Origin of the sequence: Nostoc sp. FACHB-190 (genome assembly GCF_014696905.1) — a bacterium.
In the GTDB taxonomy this organism is placed as follows: Bacteria; Cyanobacteriota; Cyanobacteriia; order Cyanobacteriales; family Nostocaceae; genus Nostoc_B.
Window position 1 is genome coordinate 20,343 of sequence record NZ_JACJQW010000026.1, and the last position, 15,673, is coordinate 36,015.

General features: G+C 40.2%; 13 protein-coding genes. 7 read left to right on the forward strand and 6 right to left on the reverse strand.

The window, feature by feature from the left end; genetic code table 11:
* Positions 1–75 precede the first annotated feature (75 nt).
* The 3 genes from H6G28_RS24040 to H6G28_RS24050 all read left to right on the forward strand — a co-directional run bounded on the left by H6G28_RS24040 (position 76) and on the right by H6G28_RS24050 (position 6,422).
* On the forward strand, positions 76–762 hold the full coding sequence (locus H6G28_RS24040) for a tetratricopeptide repeat protein (protein ID WP_190674845.1): 687 nt from the start codon (positions 76–78) through the stop codon (positions 760–762).
* Between the two features lie 804 nt (positions 763–1,566).
* Positions 1,567–3,363, forward strand: coding sequence for a ShlB/FhaC/HecB family hemolysin secretion/activation protein (locus tag H6G28_RS24045; protein WP_190674848.1), 1,797 nt, complete (start codon positions 1,567–1,569; stop codon positions 3,361–3,363).
* Positions 3,364–3,608: 245 nt separating this feature from the next.
* Positions 3,609–6,422, forward strand: a complete 2,814-nt coding sequence (locus H6G28_RS24050) for a CHAT domain-containing protein (protein ID WP_190674851.1) — start codon at positions 3,609–3,611, stop codon at positions 6,420–6,422.
* Between the two features lie 20 nt (positions 6,423–6,442).
* On the opposite strand, the gene H6G28_RS24055 is transcribed toward H6G28_RS24050, so the two are convergent.
* From H6G28_RS24055 to H6G28_RS24075, 5 genes are all read right to left on the reverse strand, one after another.
* Positions 6,443–6,790, reverse strand: coding sequence for a hypothetical protein (locus tag H6G28_RS24055; protein ID WP_242048595.1), 348 nt, complete (start codon positions 6,788–6,790; stop codon positions 6,443–6,445).
* Between the two features lie 3 nt (positions 6,791–6,793).
* Positions 6,794–7,915 (reverse strand): substrate-binding domain-containing protein, encoded by a 1,122-nt coding sequence (locus H6G28_RS24060; protein WP_190593672.1) that lies wholly within the window; start codon positions 7,913–7,915, stop codon positions 6,794–6,796.
* Between the two features lie 57 nt (positions 7,916–7,972).
* A complete protein-coding gene (locus H6G28_RS24065; RefSeq protein WP_190674854.1) occupies positions 7,973–8,461 on the reverse strand; it encodes a hypothetical protein in 489 nt (162 codons plus the stop codon).
* A gap of 136 nt (positions 8,462–8,597) precedes the next feature.
* Positions 8,598–9,317, reverse strand: coding sequence for a tropomyosin (locus H6G28_RS24070; protein WP_190674857.1), 720 nt, complete (start codon positions 9,315–9,317; stop codon positions 8,598–8,600).
* 24 nt (positions 9,318–9,341) lie between these two features.
* Positions 9,342–11,054 carry a VWA domain-containing protein gene (locus tag H6G28_RS24075; protein ID WP_190674859.1) on the reverse strand — a complete coding sequence of 571 codons (1,713 nt, stop codon included), beginning with the start codon at positions 11,052–11,054 and terminating at the stop codon, positions 9,342–9,344.
* A gap of 293 nt (positions 11,055–11,347) precedes the next feature.
* On the opposite strand from H6G28_RS24075, the gene H6G28_RS24080 reads away from it, so the two are divergent.
* Both H6G28_RS24080 and H6G28_RS24085 read left to right on the forward strand, forming a co-directional pair.
* Complete coding sequence (locus H6G28_RS24080) at positions 11,348–11,986, forward strand: peroxiredoxin (protein ID WP_190593664.1); 639 nt, start codon at positions 11,348–11,350, stop codon at positions 11,984–11,986.
* 199 nt (positions 11,987–12,185) lie between these two features.
* Entirely contained in the window at positions 12,186–12,770 is a 585-nt protein-coding gene (locus H6G28_RS24085; RefSeq protein ID WP_190674965.1) for a Uma2 family endonuclease, read from the forward strand.
* An 8-nt stretch (positions 12,771–12,778) separates the two neighbouring features.
* Here the strand turns inward: H6G28_RS24085 and H6G28_RS24090 are convergent, their stop codons facing one another.
* Complete coding sequence (locus H6G28_RS24090) at positions 12,779–14,257, reverse strand: NB-ARC domain-containing protein (RefSeq protein ID WP_190674861.1); 1,479 nt, start codon at positions 14,255–14,257, stop codon at positions 12,779–12,781.
* 135 nt (positions 14,258–14,392) lie between these two features.
* On the opposite strand from H6G28_RS24090, the gene H6G28_RS24095 reads away from it, so the two are divergent.
* Positions 14,393–14,617, forward strand: a complete 225-nt coding sequence (locus H6G28_RS24095) for a helix-turn-helix domain-containing protein (RefSeq protein ID WP_190674865.1) — start codon at positions 14,393–14,395, stop codon at positions 14,615–14,617.
* A 66-nt stretch (positions 14,618–14,683) separates the two neighbouring features.
* On the forward strand, positions 14,684–15,670 hold the full coding sequence (locus tag H6G28_RS24100) for a DNA-methyltransferase (protein ID WP_190674868.1): 987 nt from the start codon (positions 14,684–14,686) through the stop codon (positions 15,668–15,670).
* Positions 15,671–15,673 lie beyond the last annotated feature (3 nt).

The following is a 15,673-nucleotide window of genomic DNA, read 5'->3' on the forward strand; positions in this document are numbered from 1 at the left end:
ATCAATTCTTATTTAGTTAATGACTTGCATCAAAGTTTGGCTGTACACCCTCCTTAAGTCAAATCGAGCTAATTTATGAAGCACAGATTCCTCACGGCTACAGCACTAATGACAATGACATGGTTCACGCCTTTAGGTAAAATTAAACCTGCAATGGCTGAACAAAATTACACTAGCAGTCTAAGTCAACTATCTGAACTGAGTTCTAGCCCCAATCAAAATCGCATTGGACAGCAATTATCTGTGATGCTGGTAATTGCAGGTGGTGGAGTATTTGGCTGGCTGGCGCTGAGAAATAAAAAGTCTGTTTTAAGTAAACTGTCTTTTCAGAAAATAAATTCTGCATCCACAGAAAACTCTATTTCCCAAGACAGAACCGAAATACAAAATACTACAGAAACTACAGATATTACTGCATATATTAAACAAGCCTATAGTTATTTCAAACAAGGGGATAGCCAAAGAGCAATTGAAGAATTTAATCGGGCAATTGGTGTAAATCCCCAGAATGCTTATTTGTATGGTGAAAGGGCAAATTTCCGGCGTAAGAACCTGGGAGACAAGCAAGGGGCGATTGATGACTACAGTAAAGCCATTGGGATTCATCCCCAAAATGCTTTGTTCTATCTTTGGCGTAGTCAGACTTATAATGACCTAGGCGAGCAGAAAAAAGCGATGGAAGACTATAATATGGCGCTGCGCCTCGCTCCTGAAAATACGATGTATCACTCGTTTCAGAATGCTGCCAACTTCCGCGAATAATTATATTGAGAATTGCTGAATAAAAGTGCGATCGCTCGGTAAGTAAAATCTTATTATTTATTAATATTCTTAAATTGTTACTACTGAAGCATAGTATAAATACTGTTTTTTTGTGGTTATAAATTTCCAACAATTCTAGTGTAAATTACTGAGTAATGTCTGGCTCGCGGAAAGACTTAGCATTAAGATGCAGAGAAAGGTGAGCAGGGGGGCGGAGGAGCTTCAGGTGCAGGGGAGAGCGTACCTTCCTTCCCTCTTTCACCCCTTTCACCCCTGCACCCTTGCTTGCCTACACAAGTAAGTTTCTTATCCGAACCGTATTGCTAATACTCCTGATGATGGGATTTTTTAGTTGGAAGTTCCTGAGAACCCGCACAGGCTGTTACAGAGCTTGACGAAAAGCGGTTTTTTTCCAATGACAACGCAGAATAATCCACCGAATTTTTAGTATTTTAAAATACCCAAAATGCTTTGGGTGCAGATTTTTTACTCTGAAACTTTAGCTAACTTAGTCTGATTTTTCAAGATGAGTAATCTATTGGCGCATCAGGAAAATTAATAAAATAGAAAGATTACCTACGCAAATATACTGGTAAAATCAGTAGATAAATTCATCTGGAATAATTTTTGGGTGTTTATTAGTTAGCGAAAAACAGTGAAAAACTTAAATATCTCTCCAAGATAGATATTGATATGGCGCAATTGTGGAGATGACTACTACTAGCCGGACATTAACAAAGGCAAAGTCACACAGCCGATGCTTCCACGGAAACACATAACATATCCTATCAACATCTACCTACCATGTCCGTTGAATATTTTTTGAGTCTGAAAGATTATAGGCGATCGCGCAATTGCCTGATCTTCCTATCGTTGTTTCTTGGCAATTTATCTCCTAGTCTTGTGCAGGCGCAGACGGGAAGTATTTATCTAGTAGCTCAAGCCAGATCAAATCTGCCACCAGCAGAAAATTTACCAAGACCACAACTACCACAACCAACTCCACCAGAGACTCCCAAATTACCACCGCCAGCAGATTTATTCCGCACGCCCAACGAAACTACTCCACCACCAGAAACAATCCCCAGTGGTAGACAAGAGACAATTCGCGTCGATCGCTTTGAGGTAATTGGTAGTACTGTATTTAGCAGTGCAGAATTGGCAGAAGCCACGCAAAAATTTACTGGTAAACCCATCACCTTTGCGGAATTGCTCAGAGCCAGTGATGCGATTACAAAACTCTATACAGATAAAGGTTACATTTCTTCGGGAGCATTTATCCCGGCTGATCAAACCTTCAAGACTAGGGGTGGTGTTGTCACAATTCAAGTGATTGAAGGTAGTGTAGAAAGCATAGAAGTTAGGGGACTCAAACGACTCAACCCGGATTATGTGCGGAGTCGCATTGCTGTAGCTACAGGCAAACCCTTAAACGTCAACAAGTTACTCCAAGCACTGCAACTATTACAACTAAATCCTTTAATTAAAAATATTTCGGCGGAGTTGGCGGCTGGTTCTCGTCCAGGGACTAGTATAATTGATATCAGGGCATCTGAAAATTCAACCTTCAGCGCCCAGGTGAATTTTAATAATAATCGAGTTCCAAGTATTGGCAGTTTTCAGAGACAAATTCAATTTAACCAAGCCAATTTATTGGGATTAGGTGATGGACTTTCTGTTGCTTATGCCAACACCGATGGCAGTAATGATGTTGATGTTAGCTACACATTACCAGTTAATCCCTACAATGGGACTGTGCAGTTTCAATATAACTACACCACTAGCAATGTTGTAGAAGAACCTTTTGATTTTTTAAATATTGAAGGTAGATCCCAAGACTTTGCCATTACCTTTCGCCAACCACTGTTGCAAACTCCTACCACAGAATTTGCCTTGGGAATTACAGCCAATCGGCGTAACAGTGATATTGGCTATTTAGAAGCTTTAGTTGGGGAACGTGTTCCCTTTCCTTCACCTGGGGCTGTGGATGGACAAACTCGGCTTTCGGTGCTGCGGTTTTTTCAAGATTGGACACAACGCAATAGTAGAGAAGTATTTGCAGCGCGATCGCAATTTAGTTTTGGAATCGATGCCTTTGATGTTACCAACAGTGGCGCACCACCAGATAGCAGGTTTTTCTCTTGGCGGGGACAAGCCCAATGGGTACGCCTGTTAGCACCGGAAACTTTACTTGTATTACGAGCCGATGCTCAATTAGCCGACAGAGCATTAGTACCCCTAGAACAGTTTGGTTTGGGTGGTCAAGCAACAGTCCGGGGCTATCGCCAAGATTTACTTTTGACAGATAATGCAGTTTTTGTGTCGGCTGAATTACGTTATCCGATTCTCCGCGCCCCGCAATTAGGAGGTGTATTACAATTAACACCATTTATTGATTATGGTACTGCTTACAACAGTTCCAATCGTGCTGATCCTGATCCTAATAGCCTAGCTTCTGTTGGTTTGGGATTACTATGGCAAAGCGATCGCATTAATGCCCGATTTGATTGGGGTATCCCTTTAATTGATGCTAATTCTCAGAAAAATACTTTACAGGAAAATGGTTTGTATTTTTCTTTAGTTTATACTCAACCGTTTTAGGAAGTCTGAAGTTTGAATCAGAAAAAAGAGTTTTGAAAAATTATTTATAAGACGCATTTCGACTGCGCTCAATGCTCAAAAAGCTGACTAGACGGGGGTTAAGCGAAGCGATGCACTGAGCTTGTCGTTCGCGTAGCGTCTCCGGCAGGAGAAGTGTCGAAACCCGGTAATCTCAAGTCAGGTTTAACTTATTCCTTCTGCTGATCAAATATTTTTTGTCTGGTTAAATTACGAATTTAAAAATTATGTCTGCACTAATTATTTTTGCGACAATATCACAAATGACTCAGCCAGTTGCCCTGATTCCTAACTCTTACCAAGTGGCGATACAAAATGTGACTACACCCATCACAGAAACTCTGTTGTCAGCAAATCCCCAACAAACTTTAGAAGAAGGGATGCAACTTTACCGAAGTGAGAATTTTAGCGAAGCTGCTAAATTGTTTCAGCAAGCGGTGGGAGGTTTTCAAGCACAAGCAGATTATCTCAATCAAGCCCTAGCCTTAAATTATCTGGCATTGGCAGAACAGCAAATTGGACAATTACCCCAAGCGCAAAAAGCGATCGCTGACAGTTTAGCACTATTAAAAATAGCGGCGCAAAGAAATTCGTCAGACTATTTATCAATACTTGCCCAAGCTTGGAACACTCAAGGACAAATACAATTAGCATCAGGACATTCCCAAGAAGCATTAGCAAGTTGGGAGCAAGCAACAGCTATTTATACTAAATTAGGTGATGATGCGGGGAAAATTGGTAGCCAACTAAATCAAACGCAAGCATTACAAGCATTAGGATTATATCGTCGGGCAAGAATTACTTTAATTCAGGTAAATGAATTACTCGAAAAACAACCAACTTCTCCCCTAAAAGTGATGGGACTACTGAATTTAGGTAATACTTTGCGGTTGATGGGTGATTTAACTCAAAAAAATGCTGAGGGAACAGTAATAGAAAACCTTGGTTCTTTGCAAGTATTAGAGAAAAGTTTATCCCTAGCTGCACAAGTATATCCACAATTAATGCCCGAAATTCAGTTGAGTTTAGGAAACACTGCTCAAGCTTTAAGTTTAGGGCAGAATCCTGAAGAGAAAAGCCAAAGACTTGCCGATGCTTTAGATTATTACACTAAAGCTACCCTAGCTAAATCACCGTTAACTCGGTTACAGGCAAAACTGAATCAAATGCGCCTATTAATGGATCAGCAAAAATGGCAGCAAGTCCAAAGTTTGTTGCCAGAAATTCACCAACAACTCGATGCTGTACCAGCAAATCGCACAACTATATATGCGCGGATTCACTTTGCTCAGAGTTTGACTTGTTTGAAACAATTAACTGAACCTATGAGGATGGGAATGAATGCTAATTGTCCCAAAAATGAGATATTAGCCGATGGGAGTTTTAGTAATGTCAAAAACCTCGAAACTGTGCAATTAACCGGGGAAAATGTAGAATGGAAAGCGATCGCCCAAATGATTGCCAGTGCAGTTGACCAAGCTAAAATCCTCAAGGATAGGCGTGCAGAAGCTTATGCTTTAGGGGCATTAGGTAATTTATACGAGCAAACCCACCAGTGGCAAGAAGCCCAACAATTGACTCAGGAAGCTTTAAAATTGGCGGAAGGAATTGGTGCTGCTGATATTGCTTATCGTTGGCATTGGCAATTAGGCAGGATTCTCACAGCGCCAGATAATCCGCGACGTAACGAACAAGCGGCGATCGCAGCTTACACCAAAGCGGTGAATATTCTCAAATTATTGCGGAGTGATTTAGTAGCGATTAACCGGGAAGTCCAATTCTCCTTTCAAGAGGGAGTTGAACCGGTTTATCGGGAACTCGTGAGTTTATTGCTGCAAAATTCGCCCTATCAAGAAGATTCCGCAGCCAGCCAAGAAAATCTCAAAACTGCTAGGGATGTTATTGAATCACTGCAATTAGCGGAGTTAGATAACTTTTTTCGCACAGCTTGTCTAGATGCTAAACCTGTGCAGATTGACGAAATTGATCCTAAAGCCGCAGTCATTTATCCGATTATTTTACGCGATCGCTTAGAGGTAATTGTTTCTTTACCTAACAAAGCTCAAAACCAAAAACAAAACTTATTATTACGCCCCAAACCCATTCCAGTTTCTCAAACCGAAGTAGAAAAGACCATTCAAGAATTACGGGCAAAATTGGTGACACGTTCAACGCGGGAATTTTTGCCGATTTCCCAAAAAGTTTATAACTGGTTGATTAAAGATATCGAACCCCAATTGCAAGCACACAAAGTAGAAAACCTCGTGTTTGTCTTAGATGGCGCATTGCGGAGTGTCCCAATGGCCGCACTTCATGATGGGAAAGAATATCTGATTCAGAAAGGCTATAACATTGCACTCACACCAGGGTTACACCTATTACCGACTCGTTCTTTAAATAGAGAAAAACCACGCACTATTGCAGCCGGAATCACAGAAGCTATCGGAAACTTTGAAGGATTACCCAGTGTTGAACAAGAAATCAACTCTATTAAACAACAAGTACCAGCGCGAGTCCTGCTAGATAGTCAATTTACTAAAATTGCCTTAGAAAAAATCATCAAGTCATTTGGCGCACCGGTAGTTCATCTGGCGACACATGGTCAATTTGCTTCTAACGCCGAAGATACCTTTATTTTGACTTGGAAAGATTCACAAACTAAAGACCTCACCTTAGTCGGCGATCGCGTCAATGTTAACGAATTAAGTTCATTATTGCAAACTAGAGAGAATAGCCAAAGAAATGCGATCGAGCTATTAGTTTTGAGTGCTTGTCAAACCGCTACTGGCGATAAACGGGCTGGTTTAGGAATTGCTGGATTTGCACTGCGTTCTGGGGCGCGTAGTACATTAGCAACATTATGGAGTGTTGATGATCAAGGTACTGCTATGATTATGGGAGAGTTTTATAAACAGTTTGCTAATAGCAAAGAGACTAAAGCAGAAGCTTTAAAACGCGCTCAACTTCTGCTTTTAGCAGACCCTAATTATAGGCATCCTTTTTATTGGTCTCCTTACGTTTTAGTAGGTAATTGGCTATAAATTCATGGAATTGGGAAAACTTAGTCATTAAATTGTTGCCGTTCTGTTTTGATCACTTTTCCTTCTGCATTAAAGCGGATGATAAACTCAAACCACGCAAAATCCCCAAAAGGTGCTGCACCATCTTGGCCATAATGCCAAGAACTGTCATCCTCTGATGAATACTTCTGTGCTGGTAAAATTTTTGATACTTCAGCTTTCGTCATTCCTGGTTTGATACTCTCGAACTTCTGCATTGTAAAACCTGGAGGTAATTGAGTATCAATTAAAGGATAGAAGATAAACTCACTTTCTGAGAAACAGACGGAAATCCCTACAGGTAAAACGAATATCACAAAAAATAATATCAATCCCTTAATTAATTTCATTTTTTAATTCGTCCTTTCCCATTGACGTTGAATTTCTGTAATTGTTTTACTATCTGCTGGTGGAAGAATTTTCACACTCGGCTTAACTTCTACACCAGGAATATTTTGATTCCACGGACTATTCGGCACAGTCTTTAAATCAATATTATGATTTACCGGACGAAAACCATACCGCACAAATACTGCTTGTTGTTCTGGTTGGGTGAGAAAGTCTAAAAATTGTTTGGCGGCTTTTGCTGTCCCTGCGTCTACGTCTCGTCGGACAATGGCGGCGGTGGCGGTAGTTTCAATTGATGGGTCTAAATAATAAACTTGGTATGGTTTGCCTTTACTGGCGGCTGATTGTTGCCAACGATATAAAGCTACACTTTCATAGACAGTAGCGACATCAGCATCATTAGCACCTCTAACAATAAATTCTTGTAGAAGAATATCTGTAGAACGAGGCGGTTGATAAACTGATTTTTTGATTAAACTAAATAGTTCTTGGACTGAGGAATTATTAAAACTATCGGCGTTAATAACACCACCTAATTTTGATTGTGTCCACAAGTTCAAAGTTAACTGACCGCTATTAGACCGCGTGGGGTCGGTGGTGACAAAATCAAAACTACCCCAGTTACTTGAACCGCCAACTTTTCCCCAGTTACCAGCTTGCATTGCTTGTTCTAGTTTTGACCATTGAAAGCGTCCATTGGGAAAAAGGACTTTACCCCGTTCTGGCCAAGCAATACCTACAAGTAAGGTTTTAGCCAGTGGTTGAGGAGTTTCATAAAAGGGTTCGGTTTGGGTGGTGCTGCGGAGGCGATCGCTTAATTCTGTTAAAATTTCTCCATTGGCTGGAATTAACACCGCAGGTTTAAAATCATTTTTCTGGTCAACATAATTGTTCACCATATCTTGTGAACCCTGAAATTTGAGTTCTAACTTGATATTAGGGTTTGCTTGCTCAAATTTAGCTTCTAGTTGTTGCAGTGGTTCTTGTAATTCTGTCCCGCTAACAATGACCACTGTTTGCTGTAAACCAGGAATTGGCGCGTAGGTTAAACCTAATGCAGCTGCGATAATAGTTACAGAAGTAAAAACTTGTTTTCTGCGGTTGAATTGAGATTTTTTGCTTTTCATATTATTTTGTTTTGTTAAAAAAGTGGCTTGCAGTAACTAGTATCAAAGCGAACATAATCAGAATAATAAAGCTATCGAGAAGATAATAATAATGTTGAGACCTATTAAGGTTGCCAGACAATCTAAAGTACTCCAATAAGTATCTTTAACTGTGATTTCTAAGGATGCTTGACCACTATTACTTAGTAGTGTTTCTAGTCGTTCTTTATCTGCTAATGCTGTTTTTAAATTACTCCCGTAAAAATATAGCTCTTCTCCTTGATTATTAGTTTTGAGGTAAATATAAGTTCCTTCAGGTAAATCTTCTTTAAAGACATACTCTTCTAGCTCCACCTCCGTTAATCTAAATGATGTAGATGTATTTGACCATAAACCATATAAATGGCTAACCTGCTGCTGACATTTGACATAATTAGGTTCAAGTCGGTGACATTTTAAGTTAATTGATTTACCCAGCGTCAATACCAACATAGGGATAACTATCAACGACTCTGCAAAGATGACAACAAAGGTAAATTTTTTGAGATGGCTGATTTTTTTCTGCATATATAGGAATCCGCTTTGATTCCTGAAATTACAACTTCACTGTCTTATAGCCTTTCTTTTTCTAGTGAAGTACAAGCAAGAATAATTAACCGCAGATGGACACAGATAAATTTGCACCTCAGCAGACTAGGAAATGTTATACTACTAAATCCAGATTCTCTGCAAGGCTATTGAGTTCATCAGCAATTAATTGCAAACCATTAATCTGTTCTGCATCACTTAAATCAGATGTACGTAATCTTGTTTGGAGTTTTTGCAATACGCCAGCAAAATCTTGAATGAGAGTCGCAATATTGATAACTCTGGCTAGACGACTATCTTCACCTTCTTGTGCTAACTGTATATTACGTTTCAGACTTTCTGCTAACTGATTCAGGTGTCGTTTAGCTACACCAGAACTAGCTGGTAATTTGGTTTTGACTTCTGTAAGTTGCTGTTGTAAAGCTTCGATAGAAAGGAGCGAATTTGTGTGATGTAGACTAACTCCTAATTTATCAAGTTTAGCTGGAAGTTCGGCGGCGCGATCGCAACTCATTAAAATTGTTGTCAACAGTTCCACATGAAAGGTATCAGTTAATAATTTCTGCACCTCTAACCGCATAGCATTAGCTTGATTTGCTAAAGCCAAAGCCGATGATTTAACTGTTAATATTTCCCGTTCTAAAGCTGGATTATCTAACTCTAATACCTCACCTTCACGAGACTTGAAAAAACTTGCACCAGCCACCGCCACACCAGTCGCCACAGGTAGCATCATCAAACTAGACAAATTCCCCAAACGTACCCCAACAAATAAAGTCAAACCACCAACTAAAACAGCCACTGGATAATACAAAGGATTGACTAACTTCACCATAAAAAACTCCGCGTACTTTGGCGTTTAAAACTCCACCTGTAAGTTTGACATGACCTGCGAAATTGTCTCAGGATTGCCTTGAGAATAATATCCTCCATTTAACTCGGCAATTGCTTTTAAAACATCTGGTTTAAATTCACCTTCCTTACCATAGCCAATCGTAAAAAAGCTAATTCTTTGGTCAGTTGCAAAACCGCTTTTTTTCAATTCTGCTTCTAACTCATTTAATCTAATCTTTGAACCAGCATCTTCACCATCAGTTAATATCAACACAGCGTTAATGGCATCTTGACGCAGATTTTTTTGTAGCCAATTTCTTGCTTCTAAAGCCGCATCATATAATTTTGTGCCGCCATCAGCCCGCAGTTCATTGATGAATTGCCAACCGCGATCGCGTCCTTGGGGTGTACCATCAACTAATACAGGTGGACGAATTATTGAGTCAAAATCAATCAAGGCAATTTGCTCTTTTGGCCCCAAGTTCTTAATATAGTTTTGTAAAGTATTTTGGACTGCTGGTAATTTATCACCCGACATGGAACCAGAAGAATCAACAACAACCACCACTAAAGAAGGTTTTTTTGCCAATTCTTGCCAAGATTTCAACATTACATCGACAACTTCTGGCTTTGGTGGACGCAGTGAATCATATTTAGCTTGGGGTTCTACACCAAAGTCGGGACTGAACTTAGCACCCAAAGCTACACCAGGAGTTCCGGGACGTAAACCCAAATCGGTGGCAATTTTTTGTGTTTCTGGCGATCGCCAATAAGTGATAAACTTTTCCGCAGCCGCCTTTTCATCGGCGCTGACCCAAGGTGCATTCGGGATAATCGCCCGCATATTAGAAGTAAAAGTAGCTTTGGGATAAACTGCTTGATAACGTTGCTGTCCTGTCGCTAAACCAGAATTAGCCACAATTACACTCGATTCATATACTGAACCAACGGAAGCCCAAAAAGGCCCATTCTTCACCATTGCTTGGGCGAGAGAATTAGTCGAAACCCCGTAACGAGTAATCTTGCTTTGAATTTGCTGAATTTGGGGTTGAAATTGCTGCACATCCGCCACTGTGATTTCTTCAGGACGCTTACCTGATACACTGGCGTATTGAGCTACCAATGTTTGCAGCCCAGAATTAGAACGAGTCGGGGCAGAATGTACATAATGAACTGTCACAGGTGGCGAAGTTGGGTCAATATCACGGTGAGTTTTAGCCGTCACCAAAGCTTTATAAGGATCTGCAACCTTCCGCAAACCACTGGCGATGTCAGCTTGCGCCATAAATACCATTGGTGTGTTCGCAACCAGTGACGACTCTGTGATTTCTGGGATGTAATTTTTCCCCGGAAACAGTTGATTCATCCGGTAAATTAACTGACTGTGATATATGTCACCATCCAGAGAAATAATTGTGGGAAAATCTGCTGCGTCGGCTTGTACTGTCCCCTTTTGCAACTGTTCTGCTAAAGCCACTACCTTGGTCACGACATCGCCACTACCCAAAGACTCGCATTTCACTTGAAAAGCTGTACCATTATCTAGCTTTGGTTGAGTCGTATTAAAATTTTTCGCCGCTTGATTGCAAAAGTCACCCAAAGCACTACCAACCAGTAACTTGACTGTTAACCCGGTAAAATTATTCTCGGAATTTGGGTCAGTGTTACATCCCGTCATGAACACTAAAGCAGAGATTACTACAAGATGAGTGGCGAACCGCGACCTTTGAAAAACCATGCACTTCTCCCAGAATCAAGAGTAATCTAGTAATCTTGGCAATCAAGTGGTAAATTCTGCTTCTATTGTGCGATCAAAAAGTTAATTTTCAGTTAATTGATGGAGTGTAAAAGATAAACCTTATATCTGTATAATAATCAAGCCGCATCTAGTTACACTGCATCTCTCCCTGCCTCTGTGCTAAAAAATTAAAATTTTGTAACAAATAGCTAAAAGTCGATAGGGAAACCGATGTTTTATGGGATGATGGCAAAGTAGACTACATCTGCCTCTTTATCTACAGGGAATCTCTTATGGCTCTCCGTCTTGGTGATACAGTACCAAACTTTACACAAGCTTCTACACATGGCGACATAGATTTTTACGAATGGGCTGGTGATAGCTGGGTGGTGCTGTTTTCTCACCCTGCTGACTTCACACCTGTTTGTACAACTGAATTAGGTACAGTTGCGAAACTCAAGCCAGAATTTGACAAGCGTAACGTGAAAGCGATCGCTCTCAGCGTTGATGATGTAGAATCTCACAAAGGCTGGGTAGGCGACATCGAAGAAACTCAAAGCACCACCCTTAATTACCCCATTTTGGCAGACGCAGATCGTAAAGTTTCCGACCTTTACGACATGATTCATCCCAACGCTAACGCAGCAGTAACAGTGCGTTCTGTGTTTGTAATTGATCCCAGCAAAAAACTGCGTCTCACCTTCACCTATCCTCCCAGCACTGGACGTAACTTTGATGAACTGTTGCGAGTAATTGATTCCTTGCAACTCACCGATAACTACAGCGTAGCCACCCCAGCAGACTGGAAAGATGGTGATAAGGTTGTTATCGTCCCCTCTCTCAAAGACCCCGAAGTCTTAAAAGAAAAATTCCCCAAAGGTTACGAAGTAGTCAAACCCTATTTGCGGTTAACTCCTCAACCTAACAAGTAATTAGTGCTGAGTTGAAAGTGCTGAGTGCTGAGTTAAGGCATTCAGCAATCAGTACTGAGTATGCTAAAGTCCCATTAAAATTTTGTATCAAGGCGCAAAGTTGCAAGACTCTATTCTTAGCGACTTTGCGCCTATTCTTCGAGAAGCCGCTACCGCGTCTATGCGTGAGAATAAAAATAAAGCCAGTCGCCCAAGCATTATGCTTTCAGATCCCTTATTACTTCAAATGCCAGCATCAATGCAAATGACAGATGAACAATTCTTTGATTTCTGTCAAGTCAACCGTGACTTACGCATTGAAATGAATCAATTCGGAGAAATTTCCATTATGCCACCTACAGGTTCAGAGACAGGGTATCGAGGAGGTAATATATTCGGACAGTTATGGGTGTGGTCAGAAAAAGACGGTACAGGTATTTGTTTTGACTCCAGTACAGGCTTCACATTATCCACGGGTGCAAAACGCTCTCCTGATGCTTCCTGGATGAAATTAGAACGGTGGAATGCTTTATCATCAGAACAACAACAAAGATTTGCACCGATTTGTCCTGATTTTGTCATTGAATTGCGATCGCCTAGCGATAATCTCCAACCCCTCAAAGATAAAATGGCAGAATATATGCAAGAGCCAGGGGTACAGTTAGGTTTTTTGATTGACCGCAAGCATCGCCAAGTTTATATTTATCGTCCTGGTCAACCAGAAGAATGTTTAGAAAATCCTGAGACAGTTAGTGCAGATCCAGTTTTACCAGGATTTTCCTTGAATATGTCTAAAATTTGGTAGCAATATTATTATCCTAATCGTTTAATAATTGTTGTGATATTGCTTGCAATATAACCAATTGCTAAAGGGGATTTATCATTTAAAAGTAATAGAATTTGCTGGAGATTTTGTACGAGATTTGCTCCATAAATCTGCCAGAGTTTTTCTTGTAGTTGATGCAAAATGCGATCGCCTACAATATCATCACTACCCGGACGCAATAACCAATGGGTTCGCAGAACTTTAAAATCAGCGATATCTTGACTCTGCATCACCAGAATTATCTCTTGAGTTGCACGTTCTACTAATTCATCGGTGACAATTTTCATCACCAGTGGTTGCAAGGTAAAAGCTGGTGCATCACTACAAATCCATTTTTCTAAAAGCGATCGCCTCTCCAAGCTGACAATAGCATCTAAAATTGTAGCTGGGTCGAGCGAAATGAGTAAATGAGTTTGCAAGCGGCTAAAAGAGATTGGTTGTTGCCAAATTGCTAACCAATAGAGAATACTTTGTTCTAAATCACACAGTTGCTCAAACTGTTGCTTGAGGATAGCACGCAAGCGATCGCCAATCACTATCGTATTTTGACTCAGAAAAGCCGCAATATTCCCACCAAACACCAATTGAATCAATGGCGTAACTAGTTTGAGTGCCAAAGGATTGCCGCGATAAAGTTGAATTAAGGGTGATAGTCCGATTTCCTTACCTGTAAATCCTCTGGCTTGTAATAGTTCCACAGCCGTAGCTTTTGGTAATCCTTGTAATGTGAGACTGCGAACTGTTTTTGTATTCGATTCAATGAGATTTGGTTGTTCTCGACTGGTGAAGATAATGCAACTTTGATGATGAGCGCGGCTTAATTGCTGGATAAATTGATTATAGTGTTTTTCTGATTCATCTAACCCATCAAGTATTAATAAATACCGATGCTGTTGTAGATGGTAAATGAGTTTTGCTGTATCTGAGGGTATGTCATCAACCGGAGTTTGCTTAAAGGTGTGGAGAAGTCCATCTAACAGCGAAACTAGGGATGGCGCGGAATAAAGCGTTTTCCAAATTAAGCCATCAAATTGTAACTGAAGACAATCAGCTAAAGCCAGAGCCAGAGACGTTTTGCCAATGCCAGCAATCCCTGTGATGATGATTAGTTTACAGCGATCGCCTACAATCCATTCTTCTAACTGAGTTAATTCTTGATTGCGTCCATAAAAACTTTCAACATCAGGTGCTTCATCCCAGTCGAGGTATTGTGTAGAGGTTTCCTCGAAGTCTGCGTTAGGGATTTCTGCAATACTTTGCCAATCGTTAATGCCAACAGCCTGACAGATAGCGATGAAAATTTCTTGTTGAATGCGATCGCCCTGCCAAAATCGCCGTAAAGTAGCTCTAGAAGTGTGAGCATCTTGCCACCAACGCGCCGTACTAGTTTTCGTCCACCCAAGACGTTTTCGCGCCTTGTCTACAATTACCAGTCCAGTTGTTGATGCTTTGAGCGAGTTTGACATATATCTGTTAACTGAGCAGATGATTTCAAAGTCAAAGGGTTTGAGCTTTCCTCACTAGTAAGACTGAGTTACGCTTGAAAATGCAATATTGATTGGATCAACCTGTTAATTTTAAGCATTATTATCGACTAACGTATGACAGACTTTATTGCTAAAAATGGTGCTGAACTACTCTCTGTAGCTCAAGCTGCCAAATTACTTGGTGTTACACGTCAACGAGTACACAACTTAATTAAGAATGGTCAAATTATAGCTTGTAAACTTGGACGTTATTACTACATAGAAAATGTTGAAATCGAGCGATATCAAAATCAACCGATGGGAAAACCTTATCAACCTCGTAGTACAAATACACTATGACTCTATTGACAAGTGTTAATAGAGTTTTTATACTAGTTATATAAAGCAAAACTCAAATATACAGTAATGCTACCTTTTCAACTGATTGCTACTGACGTTGCACAAGAACGGGAATTACAAGAAATCTATAAAAGTGAATATGGAATTCTCTATCAAGGAGATTGTCTAAAATTTCTCTCAGCATTACCGAATGAATCTGTAGATATTGTATTTGCTGATCCACCTTTTAACCTTGGTAAAGAATATGGTAAAGGCGTGAATGATCAAATGGCAGATGATGAATATCTAAGATGGTCAAAACAGTGGTTAAATCAGAGTATTCGAGTTTTGAAAAATGGTGGCAGTTTATTTGTATTTAATCTACCTAAATGGTGTATAGAATATGGTGCATATTTGAATCAGCAAGAAATGAATTTTCGGCATTGGATTGCTTGTAGAATGCCGAAAGCTTTTCCTAGAGGCAAAAAAATGTCTCCGGCTCATTATGGATTACTTTATTACACTAAAGGAGAACCCGCAGTTTTTAATAAGGTTTATACACCCATTCAAGTTTGCCGACATTGTGGTGGGGAAATTCGTGATTATGGTGGACATCGCAAAAAACTTAATCCACAGGGTATTAATTTAATGGATGTTTGGGATGTGCCGGAAGAGGTTTGGGAAGAAACTTCTGAAGCTGACTCTCAAGATATTTTATGGACATTAACAGAAGAAATGTGGACGGACATTCCCCCAGTGCGCCATCGTCAACACAAAAAGCGAGTTCCTAACGAACTTGCACCCATTATGCTAGAGCGAATTATCGCAATGGCCTCTCATCCGGGACAAATTGTAGTCGATCCTTTTGGTGGATCTGGTACTACATTTTATGCAGCAGAAAAGTTACAGCGTTACTGGATAGGTTCAGAACTGGGAGATACAGATCCGGCTGTAGAACGATTAACTGATCTCGCTAACGGAATTATCGAACAATGGGAATCAGCAAGGGGAAATAAGAAATCAAAGCAAAGTAAAATCAATGCTTCACAACTTTCTATCCCCTATTCTCAATAAATA